Source organism: Methanosarcina sp. 2.H.A.1B.4, assembly GCF_000979385.1.
In the GTDB taxonomy this organism is placed as follows: domain Archaea; phylum Halobacteriota; class Methanosarcinia; order Methanosarcinales; family Methanosarcinaceae; genus Methanosarcina.
The window spans coordinates 1-23,391 of the sequence record NZ_JJOV01000081.1 but is presented as its reverse complement, the minus strand read 5'-3'; the positions used below and the strand labels follow the sequence as shown (position 1 = coordinate 23,391).

At 45.5% G+C, this 23,391-nt stretch carries 17 protein-coding genes, 4 tRNA genes and 3 rRNA genes; 12 read left to right on the top strand and 12 right to left on the bottom strand.

Annotated elements, in window-relative coordinates:
- The first annotated feature begins 63 nt into the window (after positions 1–63).
- Together EO92_RS12930 and EO92_RS12925 are read left to right on the top strand one after the other, a co-directional pair.
- Complete coding sequence (locus tag EO92_RS12930) at positions 64–258, top strand: hypothetical protein (RefSeq protein ID WP_048172164.1); 195 nt, start codon at positions 64–66, stop codon at positions 256–258.
- A complete protein-coding gene (locus EO92_RS12925; RefSeq protein WP_048172162.1) occupies positions 251–1,033 on the top strand; it encodes a winged helix-turn-helix domain-containing protein in 783 nt (260 codons plus the stop codon). The genes EO92_RS12930 and EO92_RS12925 overlap by 8 nt, the downstream gene beginning before the upstream one ends.
- On the opposite strand, the gene EO92_RS12920 is transcribed toward EO92_RS12925, so the two are convergent.
- Positions 1,015–1,962: a formyltransferase family protein gene (locus EO92_RS12920; protein WP_235283331.1), complete on the bottom strand. Its 948-nt coding sequence runs from the start codon at positions 1,960–1,962 to the stop codon at positions 1,015–1,017. The two genes, EO92_RS12925 and EO92_RS12920, sit on opposite strands and share 19 nt — an antisense overlap.
- A 576-nt stretch (positions 1,963–2,538) precedes the next feature.
- Here EO92_RS12920 and EO92_RS12910 point away from each other — a divergent pair.
- Positions 2,539–3,384, top strand: a complete 846-nt coding sequence (locus EO92_RS12910; protein WP_048172156.1) for a protease inhibitor I42 family protein — start codon at positions 2,539–2,541, stop codon at positions 3,382–3,384.
- A 111-nt stretch (positions 3,385–3,495) separates the two neighbouring features.
- On the opposite strand, the gene EO92_RS17245 is transcribed toward EO92_RS12910, so the two are convergent.
- Entirely contained in the window at positions 3,496–3,687 is a 192-nt protein-coding gene (locus EO92_RS17245; protein WP_048125054.1) for a hypothetical protein, read from the bottom strand.
- Positions 3,688–4,011: 324 nt separating this feature from the next.
- Between EO92_RS17245 and EO92_RS12905 the strand changes: the two genes are divergently transcribed.
- From EO92_RS12905 to EO92_RS12895, 3 genes are all read left to right on the top strand, one after another.
- Positions 4,012–4,086: transfer RNA gene (locus EO92_RS12905), tRNA-Met, on the top strand.
- Between the two features lie 68 nt (positions 4,087–4,154).
- Positions 4,155–4,229, top strand: a tRNA-Met gene (locus tag EO92_RS12900).
- Between the two features lie 377 nt (positions 4,230–4,606).
- Positions 4,607–5,938: a signal recognition particle protein Srp54 gene (locus tag EO92_RS12895; RefSeq protein WP_048172155.1), complete on the top strand. Its 1,332-nt coding sequence runs from the start codon at positions 4,607–4,609 to the stop codon at positions 5,936–5,938.
- A gap of 157 nt (positions 5,939–6,095) precedes the next feature.
- Here EO92_RS12895 and EO92_RS12890 read toward each other — a convergent pair whose 3' ends face one another.
- On the bottom strand, positions 6,096–6,665 hold the full coding sequence (locus EO92_RS12890) for a GMP synthase subunit A (RefSeq protein ID WP_048161274.1): 570 nt from the start codon (positions 6,663–6,665) through the stop codon (positions 6,096–6,098).
- A 494-nt stretch (positions 6,666–7,159) separates the two neighbouring features.
- On the opposite strand from EO92_RS12890, the gene EO92_RS12885 reads away from it, so the two are divergent.
- From EO92_RS12885 to EO92_RS12860, 6 genes are all read left to right on the top strand, one after another.
- A complete protein-coding gene (locus tag EO92_RS12885; RefSeq protein ID WP_048132274.1) occupies positions 7,160–7,957 on the top strand; it encodes a 2-amino-3,7-dideoxy-D-threo-hept-6-ulosonate synthase in 798 nt (265 codons plus the stop codon).
- Positions 7,958–8,062: 105 nt separating this feature from the next.
- Positions 8,063–9,205 carry a 3-dehydroquinate synthase II gene (locus tag EO92_RS12880; protein WP_048172154.1) on the top strand — a complete coding sequence of 381 codons (1,143 nt, stop codon included), beginning with the start codon at positions 8,063–8,065 and terminating at the stop codon, positions 9,203–9,205.
- A gap of 55 nt (positions 9,206–9,260) precedes the next feature.
- A complete protein-coding gene (aroD, locus tag EO92_RS12875; protein ID WP_048172152.1) occupies positions 9,261–9,989 on the top strand; it encodes a type I 3-dehydroquinate dehydratase in 729 nt (242 codons plus the stop codon).
- Positions 9,986–10,828, top strand: coding sequence for a shikimate dehydrogenase (locus tag EO92_RS12870; protein WP_048161277.1), 843 nt, complete (start codon positions 9,986–9,988; stop codon positions 10,826–10,828). Before aroD ends, EO92_RS12870 begins: the two co-directional genes overlap by 4 nt.
- The gene (locus EO92_RS12865) at positions 10,825–12,255 is read left to right on the top strand and encodes a prephenate dehydrogenase (protein WP_048172150.1); all 1,431 of its coding nucleotides are present in this window, start codon (positions 10,825–10,827) and stop codon (positions 12,253–12,255) included. Before EO92_RS12870 ends, EO92_RS12865 begins: the two co-directional genes overlap by 4 nt.
- Positions 12,256–12,424: 169 nt before the next feature.
- Positions 12,425–13,876 (top strand): HEAT repeat domain-containing protein, encoded by a 1,452-nt coding sequence (locus tag EO92_RS12860; protein ID WP_235283328.1) that lies wholly within the window; start codon positions 12,425–12,427, stop codon positions 13,874–13,876.
- Positions 13,877–14,034: 158 nt separating this feature from the next.
- On the opposite strand, the gene tpiA is transcribed toward EO92_RS12860, so the two are convergent.
- The 9 genes from tpiA to EO92_RS12815 form a co-directional block, all read right to left on the bottom strand.
- Positions 14,035–14,703, bottom strand: coding sequence for a triose-phosphate isomerase (tpiA, locus tag EO92_RS12855; RefSeq protein WP_048172145.1), 669 nt, complete (start codon positions 14,701–14,703; stop codon positions 14,035–14,037).
- 162 nt (positions 14,704–14,865) lie between these two features.
- A complete protein-coding gene (locus EO92_RS12850) occupies positions 14,866–16,044 on the bottom strand; it encodes a bifunctional 5,6,7,8-tetrahydromethanopterin hydro-lyase/3-hexulose-6-phosphate synthase (RefSeq protein ID WP_048172144.1) in 1,179 nt (392 codons plus the stop codon).
- 218 nt (positions 16,045–16,262) lie between these two features.
- Positions 16,263–16,877: an endonuclease III gene (gene nth / locus EO92_RS12845; protein ID WP_048172143.1), complete on the bottom strand. Its 615-nt coding sequence runs from the start codon at positions 16,875–16,877 to the stop codon at positions 16,263–16,265.
- 124 nt (positions 16,878–17,001) lie between these two features.
- Positions 17,002–17,073: transfer RNA gene (locus EO92_RS12840), tRNA-Cys, on the bottom strand.
- Between the two features lie 72 nt (positions 17,074–17,145).
- Positions 17,146–17,217 (bottom strand) — tRNA-Cys (locus EO92_RS12835).
- Between the two features lie 175 nt (positions 17,218–17,392).
- Positions 17,393–17,953, bottom strand: coding sequence for a YIP1 family protein (locus tag EO92_RS12830; RefSeq protein ID WP_048172140.1), 561 nt, complete (start codon positions 17,951–17,953; stop codon positions 17,393–17,395).
- A gap of 522 nt (positions 17,954–18,475) precedes the next feature.
- A 5S ribosomal RNA gene (rrf, locus tag EO92_RS12825) occupies positions 18,476–18,597 on the bottom strand.
- Positions 18,598–18,672: 75 nt separating this feature from the next.
- Positions 18,673–21,577, bottom strand: a 23S ribosomal RNA gene (locus EO92_RS12820).
- 189 nt (positions 21,578–21,766) lie between these two features.
- Positions 21,767–23,244: ribosomal RNA gene (locus tag EO92_RS12815) — 16S ribosomal RNA — on the bottom strand.
- Together the 16S, 23S and 5S rRNA genes form the textbook arrangement of a ribosomal RNA operon.
- Positions 23,245–23,391: the final 147 nt, after the last annotated feature.

Sequence of the window (23,391 nt, the reverse complement as noted above, 5' to 3'; positions counted from 1 at the left end):
GTTCAGAAAAAGACTAAAAAAGAAATGCTTTAAAAACAAATTTAAAAGCCTTGTCTGTTTAATATGACGCAGTTAAACTATTATTTTAAAGAAGTCTTTAAATTAAAGACCCTTAAATTAAAGACCCTTAAATTAAAGACCCTTAATACTATTTCCGGAAAGAACAGACTCCTTTTAGAAAACTTTATGAGTTCAGGAGGAGTAAAAAATAAATTCTCCAGTAGAAAAAGGAATCTGGAAAGTGAGACCAATGGATAAAATGCTGATAGAACTGCTCTTTATGTCCCAGAAAAGAAAGGACCTTTTACTCCTTCTAAGAGACGGAGGGAAAACACTAGAAGAGATCGTAGATATTCTTAATGTTACCCCGACAGGGATGCTTCCCCAGATCAAAAAATTAAAGGAGGAGTTTCTAGTTTTGCAGGAGGATAGGGAATACAGGCTCACCCCTCTGGCAGAAGTTCTGGTCGAAAAAATGCAACCCCTGCTTGACATTCTGGAGGTTATTGAGGAACATAAGGATTTCTGGCAGGAGCGTGATCTGACTGGTTTGTCACCAGCCTTTCTTAAGAGGCTTAACGAATTAAAACCTTATTCTCTTGTAAAACCCGATCCCGACAAAATTTTCGAGACTCCTGCAGTGTTTCTGGAAAATATGGAAAAATCAACAAACATACTATCTCTATCTTCGATATTCCATCCGGTATTTCTGGAGACGTTTCTGCGGACTGAGAATAACGATGCTGAAATTACCCTTATAGTAACAAAAAGAATTTATGAACGGCTAAAAAACGACTTTGAAAAAGAACTAAAACTTTATCTGAACCAGGAAAAGAAGCGACTTTTTGTCTGCGCTGACGAAGTAAAAATAGCCATGCTGACAAAAACCGAACATTTCATGATGGCTGATTTCCTTACATGGAAAGGAGCCTATGATCAAGAGAGTGTCATAAGCTTTGAACCTGCTCCTTTGAAATGGGCTGAAGATCTGATTCTCCATTATAAAGATCAGGCTCAGGAGATAAAGGGATAAATTTTGGTAAAAAGGTTATCAAGAGAAGGCTTTATCTCAACATATATTTTTCCGTCTCTACAGACGAAAAAAGATCCTGATTTTTCTTTATAGAGGTCACCGACATTATATCCGGAAGTATTGCAATTTTCGTAATCAAGAACCCTGATACTGAACCCCAGCCTGTACAGGCTGTTTTTCTTCAACAGAGTAGAATGATACTTCGGAGTGCCGTTTAAAAAATGAAAGACCCTCTCGACACTCCAATCCTCCCACTTTATTAGCTTATTATATTCTTCGGGTTTGATTTTTCTGGCTCTTCGTGTTGGAGTGTCAACTGGCTGCTGTTTAATCCCAACACTCCCGTTTTCAAGAGCCTCCATCGCCTCTGAGAGCAGTTTAATTCCGGTAGAGACTAACTTTTGACCGGTTTCTTCGAGTTTCTCCCCAGAACTTATAAAGACACGTTCCTGGCAGATGATATCCCCTGTATCTTCTCCCTTATCCACATAGTGGAGGGTTATACCGGGATCAAGTATATAATCATAATATTCCCAGAACAGCGGATTTGGTCCCCTGTACTCCGGAAGGTACGAATAATGAAGGTTAATAGTACCATATAAAGGAATATTGAAGATATTCTCCTTCAACAGGTAAGACATAGAATATATAACGATAAGATCAGGTTCCACACACCGGACCCATTTTTCCAGATTCTTTCTGTCCCCTTTTCTGAGATAATAATAAGGGATCTGCAGTTTTCTGGAGAACAGTTCTAAGCTTAAAGGATTTGAGGTAAACGAATAGTGAATACCTGTAAGAAACCTTCCTGTTGCTCTGAGATATTTATTTGGTTCGTTTGTTGGGGCACAATCAACAATTCCCACCACTTCGTGTTTCGAGTCTATAACTGATTGTAAAACTTGCGTGATGCCCTGTGTGATAACCACAACCCTCAATCAAATCCCACCAAAAATTTCATTTGACACCGGAAAAAAGTAAAGCTTGCTAAAGGCACTTTTTTTAACTCCTCCTTTAATTCCCACCTTAAGCCAACTCGAACCGTAAGCTGATTACTTAAGCAGATTATTTAAGCAGATTATTTAAGCAGATTATTTAAGCAGATTTTAGCTATCTATGTTTTGTGGACTCAAATTAAAAGCCTGCCTGAGCCAGTTCCGTATATTATTTTAGATTATTACAAAAACAATTCATCTTAAAGAGAGGAATGTAGTTAATACAATAAAAAATATGAGAAAACTTAATGCTGTAAACCCGGGTGTTTCAATTTCCCTATTTATTAAGGTGAAAAAATGAGTGGAGTTCTATAACATTATCTGTTGCTATCGATTATTAGAATCTTTACAGGACTATGTATACTCGAAAAAGTGGCAGGACTATTGCTATTCAAAAGAAAAAATAAACTTACTTTTAAAGCTGCGAACAGAACTGAAGTTTAAGCAAAGGATAAATCCAAACAGTCTTATCCTTCCATATATAAATTCGAAGAAACAAGAGGGAGATAAATGAAAAGAAGGATAAATAGCAGTTCTGTAAAAACTATTAGACTGATTGCAGTCCTGTTCATGATATTTACAGTTGCTCTTTCCGGCTGTGTTGAGGACGAGCAGAATAATACGACGGATAACCAGACAGAAGGTCCAGCAAACGAGGGTCAGAATACAAGTAATGAAGAATACATATATGGTATGGCAAACGTAGAAAGTATTGAAATTCTGACTCTGGAATCTTTCCCCGTGCAGATAAAAGTGATATCAGAAGGCTATCTGCCTGACGGATGCACTGAGATTGACGAAATAAATACTGAAAGGGAAGGAAATAATTTCAATATCAATATCACTACAAAGCGTCCAAAAGATGCAATGTGTACCCAGGCTATAGAGAACTTTACAACAACGATTCCTCTTGATGTACAGGACCTCAGCGCCGGAAACTATACTGTAAACGTTAACGGAGTAAACGGGTCATTCGAACTTGCGGTTGATAACACGTTAGATGAATTGCCAGGTCCTGCGCCATCTGGACAGCAGGAAATAACCGAGTCTGGCAACGGAACGACCATAAGTCTCAAAAAAGGAGAGACTTTTTACCTGAAACTTAAGGAAAACCCGACTACAGGCTATTCCTGGGAACTCAACCTGAGCCAGGGACTCAGTCGGATTTCGGACAAATACTATCCCCCGGAATCTAAAGAAGGCGAAGAGCCTCTTGTTGGGGCCGGAGGGGTTCGTCAGTGGGAAATCAAAGCCGATTCAGAGGGAAACCAGCAGATAACAGCGGTATATAAAAGATCCTGGGAAAATGAAACTGGCACGGAAGACAAATTTACACTTAATGTCAAAGTGGTCTGAACTGCAGTCTCGCTTTTCATGCCTCCCCCCACCTTTTTTTCATTCATGTAAGAGAGCCGGGGCATGAAAAAAAATATTTTAGGTAAGATGCAGCCTCTTTTTCCAGCGACCTCACAGGAGTCCCAGAGCTTGTTTTAAGTCTTTGAGACAACTATCGCAGACATGCGACGTGCCTATCTGGGTACACCCAAGTATATTTACATCTTCCTTGTGTTCTATTTCTTCCGGGTTTCCGGAATAGCTTTCGCAATAGACCCCGCATTTTACCTCACAATAGGCTCCGCAAAACAAACACCTGGTCATAATATAATATGGGACTCAGGCTTTCAAATATCTTTCCCGAAAAGACCCTAAAAACCCCGAAGAGCTACCAGAGATGAAATTTGAACTAAAACCTGGTAAAGTTGGGTTGAAACCGTAAAGCTTCTAAAACAGAAAAGTGAACTACCCCTCCCTAAAATCTTTGCCTAACGGCTCAGATTTTTGAGGAAGGAGTCTTCCCACCTGCAGAGATAAATTTTCCAGACTATACGGAAAGACCGGGGGGTCAAGCGAAAAGTATATAAGTAATCGTTAGTATGTTCAGGTAGTTGTCTCAGGCAAGATGCCTGACCTATAAAGCCCCGTAGCGGGGTGGGGTAGCCAGGAGATCCCGACGGGCTCATAACCCGTAGACCGATGGTTCGAATCCATCCCCCGCTATCGGAAAACTATCAGATAACTCTTATCCTGAAGTATATCTTTTTGATCAAAAAAGCGAAAAGCCCCGTAGCGGGGTGGGGTAGCCAGGAGATCCCGACGGGCTCATAACCCGTAGACCGATGGTTCGAATCCATCCCCCGCTATCAAACAATTTTTTTAGGAATTGGTTTCATTTTTTTGTACTTAATAATTTTGCATTAGCTCAGGTTTTGTACCGTACCTCTATTTTTTATATCCGGGCACTCATTAATATCCAGATTAATCAATCCTATCTTGATTAATCAATCCTATCTTATGCGTTCTATCGTACCTTTTTAAAGCGTCGAAAACTCAAAGGCTTATTAAGTAAAGATCACTTTCTTATACAGGATTAACAGGATTAAAATAAATTCAAAAAAGATCACCTTCTTATATAAGGTAAAAATAAACGCAAGAAAAAGTAACCTTCTTGCACAGGTTAATAAACGGAACTTAAACTATCTTTTTATCCATTCTCAAAATTAAGCAGGACGATTCTCATATGGTAATGGAAAAACTCGGAGACTCCTTACAGGGGGCACTCAAGAAGCTGATCGGCGCAGGGAGAATTGATGAGCGCACGGTCAACGAAGTAGTAAAGGATATTCAGCGGGCTCTGCTCCAGGCCGACGTTAACGTAAAACTTGTCATGGGGATGTCCCAGAGAATCAAAGAACGTGCAATGAAAGAAGAACCTCCTGCGGGTGTGAATCCGAGGGAGCATGTAATCCGCATTGTGTATCAGGAACTGATGGAAATCATCGGGAAGGGAGCGGAGATACAGCTCAAACCCCAGACCATCATGATGGTGGGGCTGCAGGGGAGCGGAAAAACTACAAGCGCTGCAAAACTTGCCCGCTATTTCCAGAGAAAAGGGCTCAAAACAGGTGTTGTTGCCGCAGATACCTTCCGACCCGGGGCTTACCACCAGCTCAAGACCCTCTGTGAAAAGCTCAATGTTGGTTTTTACGGAGAAGAAGGAAATCCCGATGCTGTTGAGATTACCATACATGGGCTTAAAGCGCTTGAAAAATACGATATAAAAATAGTGGACACTGCAGGACGGCACGCCCTTGAAGCCGACCTGATAGAAGAAATGGAACAGATCCATGCTGTTGCAAAACCCGACCACAAGTTCATGGTCCTGGACGCAGGCATAGGGCAGCAGGCAAGCCAGCAGGCTCATGCTTTCAATAACTCTGTGGGGATCACAGGAGTTATTATCACAAAACTGGACGGAACGGCAAAAGGTGGTGGAGCCCTTTCAGCAGTTTCCGAAACAAAAGCTCCGATTGCTTTTATCGGGGTTGGGGAAACCCCGGAAGACTTTGAAAAGTTCGAAGCTGACAGGTTCATTTCAAGGCTTCTCGGAATGGGAGACCTTAAGAGCCTGATGGAAAAGGCAGAGGAAAGCCTGAGTGAAGAAGACGTAAATGTTGAAGCCCTGATGCAGGGACGCTTCACCCTGAAGGATATGTACAAGCAGCTCGAAGCAATGAATAAGATGGGGCCTCTGAAACAAATCATGTCAATGCTCCCGATGGGCATGGGAGGAATGGGAGGCATGAAGTTATCAGACGAGATGTTCCAGGCTACCAGTGACAAGATGAAAAACTACAAGGTCATCATGGACTCAATGACAGAAGAGGAAATGACAGACCCCAAACTCATAGGTGGTTCAAGGATCAAGAGAATCTCAAGGGGTTCAGGCTGCAGCCCCGAAGATATAAGAGAGCTTCTGAAGTACCACAAAACCATGCAAACGGCTTTGAAAGGCTTTAGAGGCGGGAAATTCAATATTCAGAAAATGATGAAGAAAAAACTCGGGATGTAATAATCCCGGGACTCTTTTCTGTCGTTTTATACTTTTATTATCTTTACATCTCATTTTTTTCTGTGATTCTAAAAACTTGCAGGATTCTTTTAGAGAAACCTGATTCTTTTAACACATTATTTAAAAAAATGAGAAACCCTTCCGTACTGACCACATTTCAGTACTGATCACAAACCTCAAAGAAGTTCATCAGTAACTCTTCTCCCTGCCTGGTGTGGGAAACCTCAGGATGCCATTGAACGCCATAAATCGGTTTTGTTGGGTGACGCATGGCTTCAATCTCACAGACATCTGAGCGGGCAAGATGGATAAAGCCTTCAGGAAGAATAGCAACCTCATCAGCATGGGAAGCCCATACAGTTGTTTTTGGGCCAAGTCCCCTGAGGATGTCGTCTTCTTCGAGGACCTCTATTTCAATCTCGGCATACCCGCCTTTTTTCCCTGCGTGGACATGCCCCCCGTAAGCCAGGGCAATTGCCTGGTGCCCAAGGCAGATTCCAAGAATAGGGATATCGATTTCCCGGGCATAGTCAAAACAAAGGCCTGCCCTTTCCATATCCGGCCCTCCGCTCAGGATCAGCCCATCAGGCTCTTCTGCCAGAATATCCTCGATTGGGGTTATATTGGGAATAATTTTTGTATCCATGTCAAGATCCCGGACAGCCCTGTGAATAAGGTGACAAAATTGTCCGTAATTATTTACAACAAGGATTTTTAATTCATTCATAGTGTCTTCCGTTCCTTTTTACAAATATGAAATGATTCTTAGCTCTGGGCTTATTCTCTTCGCCCATGTTATCCTATTTTAGCCCATGTTATCCTATTTTAATTCTTGTATCCTTTTGGCTTTGCTTCAGCTATTTCATACTTTTCAAATCCACAGTTTTCAGACTCATACAGCTACCTCAAAAAGAGAAGATATGCCAGAGCAACTATCGCAGGAATTGAAATAAGGAATAAACATCTAACCATAATAAACTGTCAAATAAGAGAAAACTTTAAGAACTGAACATTCTAGTACATAGATGTACAAAGTAGTTCAATTGACATTATCAAAATCCATAGTGACTGGAAAACTGGATCAGAATCAGGGCTTGAATAGGTTTAAATATAAGATGCGTGTTAGTATGTGACATACTAGCACGCTAGAAAGAATCAATTAATAAAAATCAATAAAATTTACAAATGAAGTAAATCAATTCAGAATTTAGGGGAACCACGATGTCAGAAATTGGCAAAAAAATACGCATAGAAAGGCTGATGAATCGGGAGAGCAGAAACATGGTCATTATTCCCATGGATCATGGGCTCTCCGACGGACCTATTGAAGGGCTTATCAACGTTACAGATACAGTTAATAAGGTTGCCGAAGGAGGAGCAAACGCAGTTCTCATGCAGAAAGGCATGGTCAAGTACGGGCATAGAGGATACGGTCATGACATCGGGCTTGTTGTGCATATCAGTGCCTCTTCCGTTCTGAGCCCTGACCCCAACGCCAAGGTGCAGGTATGTACTGTTGAAGAAGTGATAAAGATGGGAGCTGATGCAGTTTCCATGCATATCAACATAGGGTCTGATACAGAAACCGACCAGCTCGAAAAGCTCGGAACAATCTCCAGGGACTGCACGGAATGGGGGATGCCTCTTCTTGCTATGATGTACCCCAGAGGTAAAAAGATCACAAACCCCCACGACCCTGTAAATGTGGCACATGCTGCAAGGATTGGAGCTGAACTGGGAGCTGACGTTGTAAAAACCGTATACACCGGAGATCCTGACAGTTTCAGAGACGTGGTAAGGGGCTGCCCTGTGCCTGTAGTAATTGCAGGCGGACCGAAGACCTCAACCGACCTGGAACTTCTTGAAATGATTGACGGGGCAATGGAAGCGGGTGCAAGAGGAGCTGCAATAGGAAGGAATGTATTCCAGCACCGGGACCCTGTCAGGCTGACCCGGGCTATCTGCGAAATCGTACACCATAGAAGGCCTGTGGAAGAAGCTCTGGAGCAGTTAAAGTAAAAAGGATATTGAGAAGCAAAAATCAAGCCCGAAGTAAAAAACAAAAAAAAATGCCGGATTAAAGGCCGGAGTAAAAAACAGATTTATGAACGGGGTTGAAAGCCTTTGAAAAAGAAAAGCGTCTGGATAAAAGCCGATGAAGGCGGATGGGAAGAACAGAAAGAGAGGATCACGACAGGCCTGGAATCCGGAGCCGACTGTATACTGGTAAACCCGGAAGTGGTAGAAAAAGTCCGGGAACTGGGAAACATTACAGTAGCAGCCTTTGCCCGCGACAATAAGTCAGGAGCTGACATCGTAGTCGTGGGAAAGAGAGGAGAAGGTGACGGGACAAAACCCCTGCCCCTGGAAATTCCGGGTTCTTTAGACGTAAACGCAGCAACCCTGCTCATGGACAAAGGCTTAACCGTAGGCGGATACGTAATCATAAAGGATAAACATTATGAACGCTTCGCAGCCGAAATGGGAAAAATCTGCAATTATCTGCTTGTTACAGGCACTGACTGGAAAGTCATCCCTCTCGAGAACCTTATAGCTGATCTCCAGCGAGAGAAAGTAAAGATCATTTTCGGAGTAAAAAGTGCAGAGGAAGCAAGACTCGCCTTCCAGACTCTTGAAACAGGAGCTGATGGAGTCCTTCTGGATAGTGGAAATCCGCAGGAAATAAAAGATACGATCAAGGCTGCAAGAGAACTGGAAAGCGAAAGTGCCAAACTTGAGGCTGCGGTTGTAACCAGGGTAGAACCCCTTGGGATGGGAGACCGGGTCTGCGTGGATACATGCAACCTCATGCAGCGCGGAGAAGGCATGCTCATAGGTTCGCAGGCAGGCGGGATGTTCCTGGTAAACTCGGAGTCCGATGAAAGCCCTTACGTGGCAGCCCGTCCCTTCAGGGTAAATGCAGGTGCGGTTCACTCTTACATCAAAATCGGGGATAAAACCCGCTATCTTTCGGAACTCCAGACCGGAGATGCCGTAACTATTGTAGACTCAAAAGGGAAACAGCGGGAAGGTATAGTTGGCAGAGTCAAGATAGAAAGCCGCCCTCTCATGCTAATAGAAGCAAAAGCCAGAGACAGAACTTTAACTGCAATCCTGCAAAATGCCGAAACCATCAAACTGGTAGGAAAAGATGGAAACCCTATCTCAGTTGCAAAACTCAAGAAAGGAGATGAGGTCCTGGTCCGCCTCGAGGAAGGAGCCAGACATTTCGGCAAAAAAATAGAAGAAACGATTATAGAGAAGTGAACCAGGGAAAAAAGAATAATAACCAGATTCCCTAACTCCCAACCCGGAGCGAGCAATGACGCAAATAGGCCCATTTGACCTTGAAAAAAAAACTGCAGTTGTTGCAGTAATCCTTGAAAAGCCTCTTGAAACTTCAAAAAAGGCAGCCGAAAAAGGAGCTGATATCCTTGAAATCCGGCTGGATTTGCTGGGAATCAGGGATCTGGAGAGAGCCGCAGAAATAATAAGGGAAATAAAATCCGAAGCCGGGCTTCCTGTAATCGCTACCAACCGCTCCAGGGCAGAAGGAGGAAAATGGGAGGGGACCGAGGAAGACCGAACAGGGCTTCTTACAGATTCCCTTTCCCTTAAAGACGGGCCGGATGCTGTTGATATCGAACTCTCTGCCAGCAGGGAAGAGAGAGATAAAGTTATAAAAGCGGCTAAAGATCACGGAAAAACCGTAATCGTTTCTTCCCACGACTTTTCAAAAACTCCTTCTCCTCAGGAAATGAAAGCAATTCTTACAGAAATGTTTCTTGCAGGGGCAGATATTGCCAAACTTGCAGTGATGCCTCAGTCAATGGAAGACGTTCTTAATCTGCTGAGAATTACACTGGACCTCAGGAAAGAAGGAAAATCAGTATGCACCATCTCAATGGGCAAACCCGGAAAACATACAAGGGTAGTTGCCCCTCTTTATGGTTCGGTCCTGACATACGGTTCAGTAGAAAGCGGTGCAGCCGCAGCCCCTGGTCAGCTTCCGGTAGACGAAGTAAAGAAGATAATGGAAATGCTAAAATGAAGCGAGTTTTTGGTGTATTTGGAGACCCTATAGGTCATTCCCTTTCCCCTGCCATGCATAATGCAGCGTTTTCAGCCCTTGGCATGGACTGCGTCTATCACGCTTTCAGGGTCAGGCCGGAAAAACTGGAAAAAGCAATCCTTGGAGCTGAAGCTATGGGATTTGGAGGGCTTAACCTGACAGTCCCATTAAAAGAAGAAGCCCTGAAACTGGAATTCATCAAGCCTGACCCCCTTGCAGAGAGAATTGGAGCAGTGAATACTGTTGTCTTCGGAAAAACAGGAGAAATCCGGGGGTACAACACTGACGGACTGGGAGCAAGGCAGGCCCTTCGAGAGGCTGCAGTGGAAATGGAGGGGTCTAAAGTGGTGGTTGCAGGGGCAGGAGGAGCAGCAAGGGCAGTTGCTTTTCAGCTTGCAGCCGACGGAGCTGAAATCACCATAATAAACCGGACAGAAGAAAGGGCAGTAGAACTTGCAAAAGAGATTTCAGCTGCAGCCCTTCCGGGAAAAATAAGCGGGACCGGGCTTTCAGGATTAAAAGAACTGTTGCAGGATGCAGATATCCTGATCAATACCACAACTCTCGGGATGCACCCGAACACAGATGCAACTATTGCAACAGCAAAAGAACTTCACAGCGACCTTACTGTTTTTGACATAGTCTATAACCCACTTGAAACCAGGCTTTTAAAGGAAGCAAAGGCTGCAGGAGCAAAAACCGTAAGTGGAGTTTTAATGCTTGTCTATCAGGGAGCAGAAGCTTTCAAACTCTGGACAGGTGTTGAACCTCCAGTAGAAATCATGAAAAAAACCGTACTGGAGGCTCTACAGACTTGAACACAGACCCTGAGAAACATAGTTCCGGAAAAACAAAGGTTCTGATCCTTGGCGGAACCGGAGAGATGGGACAGTGGTTCACTCATTTTTTTAAAGAAAGGGACTATGAGGTTACAGTCTGGGGAAGGGGGGGCAAGGTGGAAGTCGCCCGGAAACTGAATGTACCTTTTGCTTCGGACCTTGAGGCAGCTATCCCTGAAAATGATATAGTAATAGTATCCGTTCCAATCAACGCAACGGAAGAAACTATTGCAGAAGTCGCCCCGAAGATGAAAGCAGGAAGCCTCCTTATGGATTTCACCTCCACCAAAGTAAAGCCTGTTGAAGCCATGCGGAGATTTGCACCTGCGAATGTTGAGATTCTTGGGACACACCCAATGTTCGGGCCCACGATCCCCACCATCAGGGGGCAAACAGTAATCCTTGTCCCGGTAAACGGGCGCTCGGAAAAATGGTTTCCAGGAATCAGGCAACTTTTTGAGGAAAGCGGCGCACATGTTGAAATCACGACAGCCGCCGAACACGACCGTCTGGTCTCAGTAGTACAGGGGCTTACTCATTTTGCTTATATCGCAATAGGGACGACCATTGACAGGCTTGACTTTGATATCAAGAAATCCAGGAAATTCGTAAGTCCGGTTTACAGTATAATGCTTGACTTTGTGGGCAGGATTCTGGGCCAGAACCCCTACCTCTACGCCCTTATCCAGATGGAAAACCCGGGTGTTCCGGAGGTGCATGAGGCATTTATAAAGGAATGTGAGGAACTTTCCAGCCTTGTGCGGGCTCATGATGAGGAAGGCTTTGTAAGGAAAATGAAAGCTGCTGCCCGAAAATATGATGATACAGCCCATGCCCTGCGCAGATCGGATAAGCTGATTAATTCCAGAATAACCGAGTATGAGACTATCATGAACTCGGTAGGAAAAGTCTGCGGCTTTTCTCACTTTTATTCCGGAAAGGTCCATGTAGGTACACTGGAAAAAGTGGGACCGAATGAGATAATAATTACAAAACTTGCCTCAAAAGGCACAGCTCCCCATATAAAGAACAAATTCATAAGACTCAAGCTTGAAAACCTTCGCCTTCTTTCAGAATCTGAATTGAGGGAGTGGAGAAAAGAAAACCTGAAGCATGCGATAAGGGATATTTCAGTCCTGATCCCTGAAGACGCCGATCCTGAAGTCATCCTGGGCGCAGTAACCACAAACAACCATCTTGTAGCCTGTCAGATCAGTGATACCTACAATGGGACTAAGGGGACAGAAACTGAAAATGAGAAAAGAGGGACGGAACGACTCGGAGTAACTTATAGGATAACTATTTTTGGAGATTGTAATGCAGATTCTGTCGAAACTGAGGTGACAACCCTTCTCTGTGGACTAGGATGCCGGGTAAGGGAAAAAAACCTGAGGCTGAAGGAATGAAAAAGAACTTTTACCTTAGAGTTGTATATTGATCGCAGAGAAATTAATATAAACAATAAATAAATAGATACGGAATATAATGTCTCAGGTCAAATGGAAAATTTCTCTTTTATTTGCACTTATCACTCTTTCGATATTTGTTTCGCTTCTTTTAAGCGGTGATAAGTTCATGGAAAGCAGTGGGAATGCAACAAACCCCACAGCCCTAGCTGGAGTTTCACGCGAAAATATGATCATAAATTTCATAAATAAGCTGGAAACTGGTGACCATGAAACAAGATTAAACGCAGTAACCGAACTTGGAAAATTCGGAGAACCTGCAGCAAGTGCTCTTATTGAAAAGATTGAACCCGGAAATTCGAGTTCAGGAGAAATAAAAAGTTATCTGCTTCTTGCACTTCTTGAAACCGGAGATGAAAGAGCGGAAACTGTTCTTTCAGGAAACCTTGGGGAAAAAGAGGCTTCAAGTATGACTGCAGCCGAAAATGCAGTCGACGGGCAGAGACCGGAAGAAGTTTCAGAAGATATTGTACGGGCTATAGAAGCAAAAGATAAAGCCATGCGAGAGAGCCTTGCAAGATCCTTAACCAGTGAATATGGAAACGACACGGATATTCTCGAAGAAGCCCTTAAGGCAGAAGAACAGAATTCCACTCTTTATACTTCCTTTGCACTTTCAAATTTCGAATCTGGAGAAAACGGAAACGAAACCGAAATACTTCTTAAGGCTCTTAAAAGCGAAAAAGGATACGTAAGAGTTGCAGCTGCGATGGCTCTTGGACAAAAGGAGGAAAAAGCCGCAACAGATCCCTTACTGAAGATGCTTACTCAGGATTATCCTCTGGCGAGACACAGTGCAGCTATGGCACTTGGAGAACTCGGAGATGAAAGAGCTGTAGATAACCTGATGATGGAATTGAAAAATAATGAGAAAGATTACATCAGGAGCAGCACTGCAGTCGCCCTTGGGAAAATAGGATCAGAAGAAGCTGTACCCTATCTTATCGAGAGACTGAGAGACACAAAGGCTTCGGTAAGAAGTACTGCCGCCCTCACACTAGGTAAAATGGGAACCGAATCAGCGGTAGGACCCCTGATAGACGTCCTGGAAAGCGGAAAAGAAGCTGAAGGAAGAAGAAAAGATACCGTGAACACAAATGCAGATGTCCGAAAAAGCGTTGTCCTTGCCCTTGGAGGAATAGGAGGCGCTGAGGCTACGGAAGCATTAACCGGCGTACTAAACGATAATAAGGAAACTCTTGAGGTAAGGATAGCTGCAGCCTCAGCTCTTGGGAACATAGGAAGCCCTGAAGCTGTAAGTACCCTTAGAACGGTATTTGACAACCCGGGCATGGATATGGGCATCAGAAACGGAGCCCTCCTTGGTCTTGGCAAAACCGAAAACCAGGAAACTGCAGGGTTTTTTGTAGAAAAACTGGGAGATAAAGACTTTGGAGTTAGTGCCAGAGAAGCCCTTGTAGATATGGGAGAAACGGCAGTTAATCCTCTTATAGAAAACCTGAAAACTGAAGATAAGAAAGTTAAGGGTGAGACCGCCCTGATTCTTATTGAAATTGGGGATCCGCGGGCAGTTGAACCTCTTATTCTGGCTTATCAGTGATTCAAAAATCTTGAAAAGAAATTGCAAAGAAAAAAGCGGCTGAAAAAGCCGCATTCTTTTTTATTCAGATGTACTTATTTTATGGAGAATCAGTGTTTGATTTAAATGTTCTTTTGTTTGGGAATAAATATAAGAAGAAAAAAATATAAGAAGATAAATTAAATCAAGCTGATAAGATCTTCCAGCGCCGCCCGGGGATCTGCCGCTTTAACAATTCCCGAAGCCAGGAGTACACCCTGCGAGCCAAGGTCAAGGGCTGCCCTGAGGTCTTCGCCTTTTGAAATTCCGGCGCCGCAAAGCACTTTTACTCCGGGATTGATTTTTGCAACTGCTTCAACCGAACCGCTAACAACTTCAGGGTCGGCTTTTGAGACCGGAATTCCGCTGCCTATAAGCTCCGGCGGTTCGATTGCTACATAATCGGGTCCAAGGGCTGCGGCTGCTGCAGTTGTGGGAACGTTGTTAGTACAGATAACTGCCCTGAGTCCGAATTCTTTTGCCGCCTTCAAAGAGGCCTCAATTTCTGCAAGGGTCAGACGCCTTTCAGAGTGATTAATAAGAGTCCCAACAGCTCCCGCTTCTTTTATACATTTTCCAAAAACATGCCCCGTAAAACTTCCTGCTCCTACCCCATCCAGATGCTGGGAAAAAACTGGAAGTTCAACCTCAGAGGCTACCCTGTAAATATCCGGAAGCTGGGGAGCTACTGCAATCTCAATACCTGACTCTTCGGACACGGCTTTGCAGGCTTTCGCAATCTCAACTGCTCCCTGGCCTGTGCCCTGTGTATAGGTCTTATAGTTCAGTAAAATGAATGGTGAATTCAAGGAAGATACCCTCCTGAAAAGTGAAAAGAAAATGGAAGGGAAAAAGCATGGAAAATCCACACTTTCTCCGATGGTTTCTGCCGGAGGTTTCGCCGTAATTTTGCTATAACGGTTTATTAGCAGTTTTCCGGCAGCTTTTTTAGGGAAGTTTTCAAGGACTGCTCAGAAGTCGGTCATGACCCTGAACTGGTCAATTTCCGGCTTGTTAAGGCTGTTGATAAACTGCTCAGCCATTTCCCTGATGTCCTTTGCACCTGCAATAGCTCTTCCGACCACAAGGATATCGGCTCCCTGGCCAAGGGCTACAGGCACCTTGTCGAGGCGGACTCCACCTGCAACTGCAACCAGAGTCTTTGGAGCGATCTTCTTGATTTCGGCGATATTGCCCCAGGCGTGTTCTGTACCTTCGATGTCAATTCCGCGGTGGAGCTCAATGATATCAGGCATGACCTTAAGCTGCTTTAAGACAGAAATTGGATCAGGCTGGTTGAGGGTGTCCATGACCGCATAGATACCTGTCTTGTGGGCTTCCTCAATGAGTTTGTCAATGGTGCTGATAGGAGCAAGAGCTGAGACCACAACTGCATCACCTGCAGCATCTGCAACCATTCTAGCTTCAAGGTTCCCTGTGTCCAGAGTCTTTAAGTCAGCAACAATGAAGGCATCTGGCCTGACCTCTCTGATCTTGGAAATCACATCTATGCCGTAGCGCTTGATAAGGGGTGTCCCTGCCTCGATAATTACGTGGTCGCTGTTAGGGATCTGGGAAATAGCTGAAAGCACGAACTCGAGGTTCGGGTTATCAAAGGCAACCTGCAGGTAGGGTGGGTCCCAGAGCCTGATTACTTTAAAGCCCATAATAGCATGAGTGGACTTGTTGCTCTCTGCAAGCACAGTGTCGATGTCCGGGAAGCCTTCAAGTGCTCTCTTGAGCGCAAGTTTTGTGGCGCCGTAGTTGTACCTGTAGATCTTGTTATAGTCCTGGGCATCAGGGTGAATAAAGACGCTAGCTACAATGACAAGGTCTTCAGCCTGGGCCTTTGAGATTACGCCTTCTTCTACGGAGTCTGCTACTGCCTTTGCAACTGCTGACTGGGCAGGTCCGAAAATTCTTGATGCCTGCTCCATATTCTTTACAGTAACCTTCGGGATAATAAGGGTTGAAGGTTTAGCCGGCAGGTTTGGCCTTATAACGGACAGGAGAGGGGTGTGCCCGGCTGAAAGCTGGGTCAGGCCGTTTGCGAAAGCCTGTCCTACAGGACCCTCCTTGTCTCCTATCATCAAATCAACATGGGCAAGTTCTGCGCCTTGCCCCATTAATGCTTCTCCTATCTGAAACATGTTTAACCTCGTAAATGCTATGAAAGTAATATTAGAATGTTTGATAGTTAGTTGCTTGAGAATGAATTTGTCATTAAACCGAGGGATAGCATAACCCTTTTGCCTGCTAAACGCCAGCCTGATATAAATAATCTTGTATCATCCCAAACAGTTTTTCGACAGCCTGCAGGTTCTCTGCACTTTGATTTCATAATTACGGAGTTTCCAAAAACTCCCTATCAAAGGAGAATTTTAGGACACGTGTCGTTCAGGACGCAAACTCCGCACCTGGGAGAAATAGGCCGGCAAATATTTTGCCCTAATTTTACAAGCAAGAGATTTATATGTTTCCAGTACCTCTGAGGAAATATCTTTTTTAATTCTATTTCAGTCTCTTCAGGGGCTTTTGTTTCAACTAGACCGAGCCTGTTAGAAATCCTGTGAACGTGTGTATCAACTGCAAGGGCATCTTTAAGGAATGCATGCGCAAGTACACAGTTAGCTGTCTTTCGGCCGACTCCGGGTAGTTTAAGGAGAGTTTCCATCTCATCCGGAACCCTGCCATTGTATTCTTCCAGTAAAATTCCGGAGATTTCCTTTATCCTTCCGGCTTTGACCCTGTAGAAGCCCACATCTCTTATAAGCGCTTCAATCTCTTCAACATCAGTCTCAACCATTTCCTCAGGAGTAGAGAATCTCTCAAAAAGCCTCTTTGCTGCAGGATAGGTTACATCGTCCCGGGTCCTGTGAGACATGACAGTGGAGATTAACACAAAAAAGGGGTCTCTCGAGCCATCAGCATAGCCCTCCGGATAAAGTTCGAAAAGCCTCCGCATGAGTTCATCAATGTCCATGCCCAGAGTTAGTATTCTCTTAATATAAAAATTATAAAAATCCAGATTCTAAATTACAGGCTAAAAAAGGTAAAAAATGGGAAATTAAAAAGCTTTGAGAAGAGATTTTAAAAGTAATTTAAAAAGCCAAGGTCCGGATTCGAACCGGAATGGTATCGCTCTGCAGGCGATTGCGTAGCCGCTCCGCCACCTTGGCACAAAGTGGATTTTCTTAAAGCACTTTATTGAATATATAGTTTTAGGTTAAATCGATTATTAAAAGAGAAAAAGCCAAGATCCGGATTCGAACCGGAATGGTATCGCTCTGCAGGCGATTGCGTAGCCGCTCCGCCATCTTGGCATTATTGAACACGGATTAGTCGTGTAGATGCAATTAAAGTAATTTCTAATATATAAATATTTAGCTGGATGCAACAGTTCTGAAAGAATATTACAACTGTTTGGTAAAAAATGTGTTATGTTATCCCCCGAAAGAGATAACCGAGTTAGATTAAACCGAGTTAGATTAAACCGAGTTAGATAAAAATGTTGGAAAAAACACTGGATAAAACAAACATTGCCGCAACTATAGCCAGTAAGATGACTACGAAAGTAGGCAGGAGTACAGCTATCGCCGATTTCACCATGCTTACATCATGTACAATCATGCCGCCCACAATATAGAGATATATCTCATAAAGCCCGAAGAACCAGCCGATTAAAGGAATCCAGGAAAGCGCCATCACGGCAGATGCATAAGATATGAACCTGACAGTGCCTTCGTAACTTCCAGTTCCTCCAAGCACTTTATAAATAATATAGAATATTCCGGCTCCGATAAAGATAGAGATGATACCTACAATAGGTGCCATAATCACAGTCATAAGTACAGTGGAAAAGCCAAATTCAGTGATACCACCGTACCCATACATACCTCTCATCATTCCGCGGCCAAAAAGTCCAGTTAAAAGCCCGTATATGATATAACTGATTGCTGCAAAGGTAAGCGGTTCATTATATCCTCCGGTCGTTGGCATTTTCCTGTAAAAATCAGACGGCCTTTGTATAACTTCTTTCCATGTTTCGATGTAATCCATAGTTTCCCCCATTAAAAATATGCACGAGCCTTATTTAAAGAGATTTGTGAGGAAAAAAGTGAAAGTCTGAAGTTCCGTTAAAATAACTCTGTCTTACAGCAAGAGTCCGGCTTCAGTTATTAAAGGTGAGCGCACCCTTCGGAACTTAGACAGGGTGCCGGAATAGAAATCCAGCAATTCAAATGGATTCGAACTCGCTTTTAGAGAAGCAGAGCTAAAAGAGAGCCGGAACATAAAAATCAAGTAATAAAAATAACAGATGAAAATAACGGGATGAAAAAAGGTAAGAATAATAAAACTTAGAAAACGGTTTCAAAAGAATAAACATATCAAAAGATAGTGGAAAGCCGTGTAAAAGAACCAGATAAACAGACAAAATAATCCAGAAGAGAATAAAGTAACAAGATCAAGAAGAATAGCAGCTTCAAAGAAGTAAAACAACAGTAATATAAAAAAATCAGTATCGAAAAACAATTTTAGAAAAAACAATATTCAGAATAGATTTAAAGTAATATAGGGTGAGTTTGGCAGCGATCCAGAGTTCCCGAAGGCTCGCACACTTCAGTACAGTAAGGAACGTGGACAGGCTTATCTTCTGTGTTCGGAATGGGTACAGGAGTTGCCCTGCCGCTATGGCCGCCAAGCTCTACCTTATAAATGGGATATGAAAGAAGTCATGTATAGGGGTGCTGCATATTGAATTTCGCCTGGACCTGAATTAGGTGAAAGGAACGGATAGTTAGTGAACGCGGACTGAACACCTCGTTGCCTTGGTGCTTACATCCCGTTTCTATCAAACCGGTCTTTTACCGGAATCCTTAAAGAGGTCTCTTTTTAGGTCAGATTTCGAGCTTAGATGCATTCAGCTCTTATTCCTTAGCGCGTAGCTGCCCGGCGATGCCTTGTCAGACAACCGGTACACCAGTGGCGCCGCTGCTTGGTTCCTCTCGTACTAAAAGCAGCTTACCCGCAGACCTCTGGCACCTCTAGTAGATAGTAACCGACCTGTCTCACGACGGTCTAAACCCAGCTCACGATCTCCTTTAATAGGCGAACAACCTCACCCTTGGCCGCTGCTGCACGGCCAGGATGGAAAGAACCGACATCGAGGTAGCAAGCTGCCGGGTCGATATGTACTCTTGCCGGCAACGACTCAATTATCCCCGGGGTAACTTTTCTGTCATTTTTGGCCCCCACCAAGGAGGCTCAAAAGTTCGCTAGAACCGACTTTCGTCTCGTCATCCACTGCTTTGCTGAATAACGTCAGGCTGACTTATACTCTTGCACTCTTCAGCGAGTTTCCGACCCGCTTGAGTCAACCATTGCGCGCCCTTGATATCTTTTCAAGGGCGTCCCGCCCCAGGCAAACTGCCCACCTATCGGGGTCCTCTTCGCAGAGTTAGGGTCGTAGTTCCAGAAGGGTAGTGTCCCAATTGCGACTCCACGAATGCTGGCGCACCCGCTTCGACGTCTCCTACCTACACTGTACATCCAGAACCACAACCCAACGACAGGCTGCAGTAAAGCTCCACGGGGTCTTCACTTCCCCCTAGAGGTCTCTAGACTGTGCACTAGAATGTAAGCTTCACCGGACTCCAGTTAGGGACAGTAGGGCTCTCATTGATCCATTCATGCAAGTCGCCAATTAAGCGACAAGGTACTACGCTACCTTAAGAGGGTCATAGTTACCCCCGCTGTTTACAGGCCCTTCTTCCCGTTGAACCGGGGTTTCAGGTACCTGCACTGAGCAGGATTCAGAGATTGTACTAGCCCTTACGGGTTTGCAATCTCCTATGTTGATATTAGACAGTTAGAGCCCCCTGGTCACTGCGACCTGCTGTCTACACAGCAGGCACTCCTTCTCCCGAAGTTACGGAGCTAATTTGCCGAATTCCCTTAACTGAATTACTCCGACACGCCTTAGCCTTTTCAGCTAGGGGCACCAGTGTCAGTTCTCGGTACGGACATTTAGCTGTCCTTTTCACGGGTTCCTGGGTGCAGCCGACTTACGCCATTACAGATTCGCCCGCTTCTCGCCATTACGGCTCTCCACAGGTTTCGCTGCTTAGACGGCGCGACAACGCCGCTCGGCCTGCCCGAAAACGTCAGACTTTAGTGCTAAATGGTACAGGAATATTAACCTGTTTCCCTTTTGGCGTACTCGAATTACGGTACGTCTTAGGACCGACTAACCCTCGGCTGACGATCATTGCCGAGGAAACCTGGCCCCTTCGGCGGCAGGGATTCTCACCCTGCTTTGCTGCTACTATTACCAGGATTTTCGTTTGTGAACGGTCCACAGGACTTTACAGCCCTGCTTCAGCCCGAACACAACGCCTTCCTACGAGATTACCTTGCGGTACTCCGTGGTATCGGTGGTCGACTTGAGCCCCGTCAATTTTCGGGGCCCCAAACCTCGACTGGTGAGCTGTTACGCACTCTTTAAAGGGTAGCTGCTTCTAAGCTAACCTTCCAGCTGTCTTGGGCTTGGGACGCCCTTTAGTGTTAACACTTAGTCGACACTTGGGGACCTTAACCACGGGCTGGGTTGTCTCCCTTACGGACTACAAGCTTACCCCAGTAGTCCGGACTCCGACTTTCTCAGATGACAGTGGGTTTGGAGTTTGACAGGCGGGCGAGGGATTTCTCCCCCGGAACCGCCAATCAGTGCTCTACTCCACCGACGATCTCCAGTCAGGTCATGCTACGACATGTTTCGGAAGGAACCAGCGGATGCCGGGTTAGATTAGCATTTCACTACGAGACGCAGGTCACACGAATGATTTGCAGATCAAAACCGCTTGCGGTCCTCCACGTAGCTTTCGCCACGCTTCAACCTGCCCACGCCTAGATCACCCGGCTTCGGGTCGTACCCCGGTGACTCCACGCACTTGTATACGTCGTGCCTCGCCCGAAGGCTGCGCACATGTTGCTTTCGCTTCGGCTGCCCAGATAAAAGGTTAGCCATCGCCACCAAGATACACTCCCTGGCCCGTTCTTCAAAACGTAAGATACGACACTGGCAGTGACATTCGTACTACATCCTCGCGAATGATTCCTTCATGTCAAAGATCCTTTCATGCCGTATCGTTCCATCACTATCAGGTTTCAGGCACTTTGCACCTCCCTTCTCGGGGTACTTTTCAGCGTTCGGTCACCCTACTATTTCGCTATCGGTCTCAAGTAGTATTTAGTTTTGGAGGTTGGTGCCCCCCAGATTCCCGCACGATATCCAACGCACGGTACTCAGGGACATGTTCCGGTTTATTGGCTTGCACCTAAGTGACTGTCACACTCTATGGTCTGCCGTTCCAGGCAAGTTCGGTTTCGCCGCCAAACGTTTGAACAGCCCTACAACACCACATTTCCCCGAAGGGATTCGGTTTGAACTGTGCCGTGTTCACTCGCCGTTACTAGCGGCATCTCGTTTGATTTCTTTTCCAGCTCCTACTGAGATGTTTCAATTCGGAGCGTTCCCGATCATTACTGATCACTATGGAGAGGTCCCATTCGGAGATCCCGGGTTCATTGGATCCATGCACCTACCCCGGGCTTATCGCAGCTTGGCACGTCCTTCATCAGCTCTTGAGCCGAGCCATCCACCTGATAGCATAACTCCTGTTACACCTAACCAGGTCCAGTTAGCGTTCAATATACAGCACCTATACACGACTTCATATGCCTGCGGTTCCGCGCAGGCTATCCATCCTTCCCCGGTAAGCTACTTACCGGGTGCATTTGATGATTTATGAGATTAATGGGTTGAGGATTTGTTCGGTTTATCGGCATCTGGGTGATAGTGTTTTTATGCTTAGGAGGTGATCCAGCCGCAGATTCCCCTACGGCTACCTTGTTACGACTTAACCCCCCTTGCGAAATTCAGGTTCGAACACGGCACAGAGTCCGTGCCCTCACCCATACCTCACTCGGGTGGTTTGACGGGCGGTGTGTGCAAGGAGCAGGGACGTATTCACCGCGCTATATTGAAACGCGATTACTACGGATTCCAGCTTCACGAGGGCGAGTTACAGCCCTCGATCCGAACTACGAATGGGTTTGTGAGATTGCCAACCCCTTTCGGGGTAGGGACCCATTGTCCCATCCATTGTAGCCCGCGTGTAGCCCGGGAGATTCGGGGCATACTGACCTACCGTGGCCCGCACCTTCCTCCGATTTAACACCGGCGGTCCCCACAGAGTACCCATCGTCCCGGAGGACATGCTGGTAACAGTGGGCACGGGTCTCGCTCGTTGCCTGACTTAACAGGATGCTTCACAGTACGAACTGGCGACGGCCATGCACCTCCTCTCAGCGATTCAGGCAAAGTCTTCAGCTTGGCCTACATATTGCTGTCGCCCCCGGTGAGTTGTCCGGCGTTGAGTCCAATTAAACCGCAGGCTCCACCCGTTGTTGTGCTCCCCCGCCAATTCCTTTAAGTTTCAGCCTTGCGGCCGTACTTCCCAGGTGGCTCGCTTCACGGCTTCCCTGCGGCACCAGACACGGTCGCGCCATGCCTGACACCTAGCGAGCATCGTTTACGGCTGGGACTACCCGGGTATCTAATCCGGTTCGTGCCCCCAGCTTTCGTCCCTCACCGTCGAACCCGTTCTGGTAAGACGCCTTCGCCACAGGTGGTCCCACAGGGATTACAAGATTTCACTCCTACCCCTGTAGTACCTCTTACCTCTCCCGGTTCCAAGCCTGGCAGTATCCCCCGAAAGCCTAACGGTTAAGCCGTCAGATTTCCCGGAGGACTGACCAAACCGGCTACGGACCCTTTAGACCCAATAATCACGATCACCACTCGGGCCGCCGGTGTTACCGCGGCGGCTGGCACCGGTCTTGCCCGGCCCTTGCTAACAGGTGTAGTTTACACACCTGGACAGCCAGCAAATGTTGCTGGCACTCGGTGTCCCCTTATCACGGTTTCCCGCATTGTAAAGTTTTCGCGCCTGCTGCGCCCCGTAGGGCCTGGATTCATGTCTCAGAATCCATCTCCGGGCTCTTGCTCTCACAACCCGTACCCGTCGTTGGCTAGTAGGTACATTACACCCACTACTACCTGATAGGCCGCAGACCCATCCTTGGGCAGACGAATCCATTTTACGCATAAAGCATTCCAGCATATATGCGGTATCCGGAATTATCCCCAGTTTCCCGGGGTTATGCCGGTCCCAAGGGCAGGTTATCCACGTGTTACTGAGCAGTACGCCATGTTCACGAAGAACATATGACTCGCATGGCTTAGGCGAACACCGATAGCAGTAACCTCTGGCAGGATCAACCAGAATTGTTATACACACTTTGTTCCTTAAAGGTCTTGGTCGCAGAAACTTGCACTAACAACTAGCAATTCAGTTAGTTCATTTCGCGATAGATGTTGAAACATCTATCACCCAGAATTAACCGAACCGACAAATCCTCGTCAGACAGAAAAA

Bases quoted from the DNA above. Each gene is read 5' to 3' on its own strand.
- EO92_RS12930 (WP_048172164.1), top strand. From the start codon at position 64: ATGACGCAGTTAAACTATTATTTTAAAGAAGTCTTTAAATTAAAGACC.
- EO92_RS12925 (WP_048172162.1), top strand. From the start codon at position 251: ATGGATAAAATGCTGATAGAACTGCTCTTTATGTCCCAGAAAAGAAAG.
- EO92_RS12910 (WP_048172156.1), top strand. From the start codon at position 2,539: ATGAAAAGAAGGATAAATAGCAGTTCTGTAAAAACTATTAGACTGATT.
- EO92_RS17245 (WP_048125054.1), bottom strand. From the start codon at position 3,687: ATGACCAGGTGTTTGTTTTGCGGAGCCTATTGTGAGGTAAAATGCGGG.
- EO92_RS12895 (WP_048172155.1), top strand. From the start codon at position 4,607: ATGGTAATGGAAAAACTCGGAGACTCCTTACAGGGGGCACTCAAGAAG.
- EO92_RS12890 (WP_048161274.1), bottom strand. From the start codon at position 6,665: ATGAATGAATTAAAAATCCTTGTTGTAAATAATTACGGACAATTTTGT.
- EO92_RS12885 (WP_048132274.1), top strand. From the start codon at position 7,160: ATGTCAGAAATTGGCAAAAAAATACGCATAGAAAGGCTGATGAATCGG.
- aroD (WP_048172152.1), top strand. From the start codon at position 9,261: ATGACGCAAATAGGCCCATTTGACCTTGAAAAAAAAACTGCAGTTGTT.
- EO92_RS12870 (WP_048161277.1), top strand. From the start codon at position 9,986: ATGAAGCGAGTTTTTGGTGTATTTGGAGACCCTATAGGTCATTCCCTT.
- EO92_RS12860 (WP_235283328.1), top strand. From the start codon at position 12,425: ATGGAAAGCAGTGGGAATGCAACAAACCCCACAGCCCTAGCTGGAGTT.
- EO92_RS12850 (WP_048172144.1), bottom strand. From the start codon at position 16,044: ATGTTTCAGATAGGAGAAGCATTAATGGGGCAAGGCGCAGAACTTGCC.
- nth (WP_048172143.1), bottom strand. From the start codon at position 16,877: ATGGACATTGATGAACTCATGCGGAGGCTTTTCGAACTTTATCCGGAG.
- EO92_RS12830 (WP_048172140.1), bottom strand. From the start codon at position 17,953: ATGGATTACATCGAAACATGGAAAGAAGTTATACAAAGGCCGTCTGAT.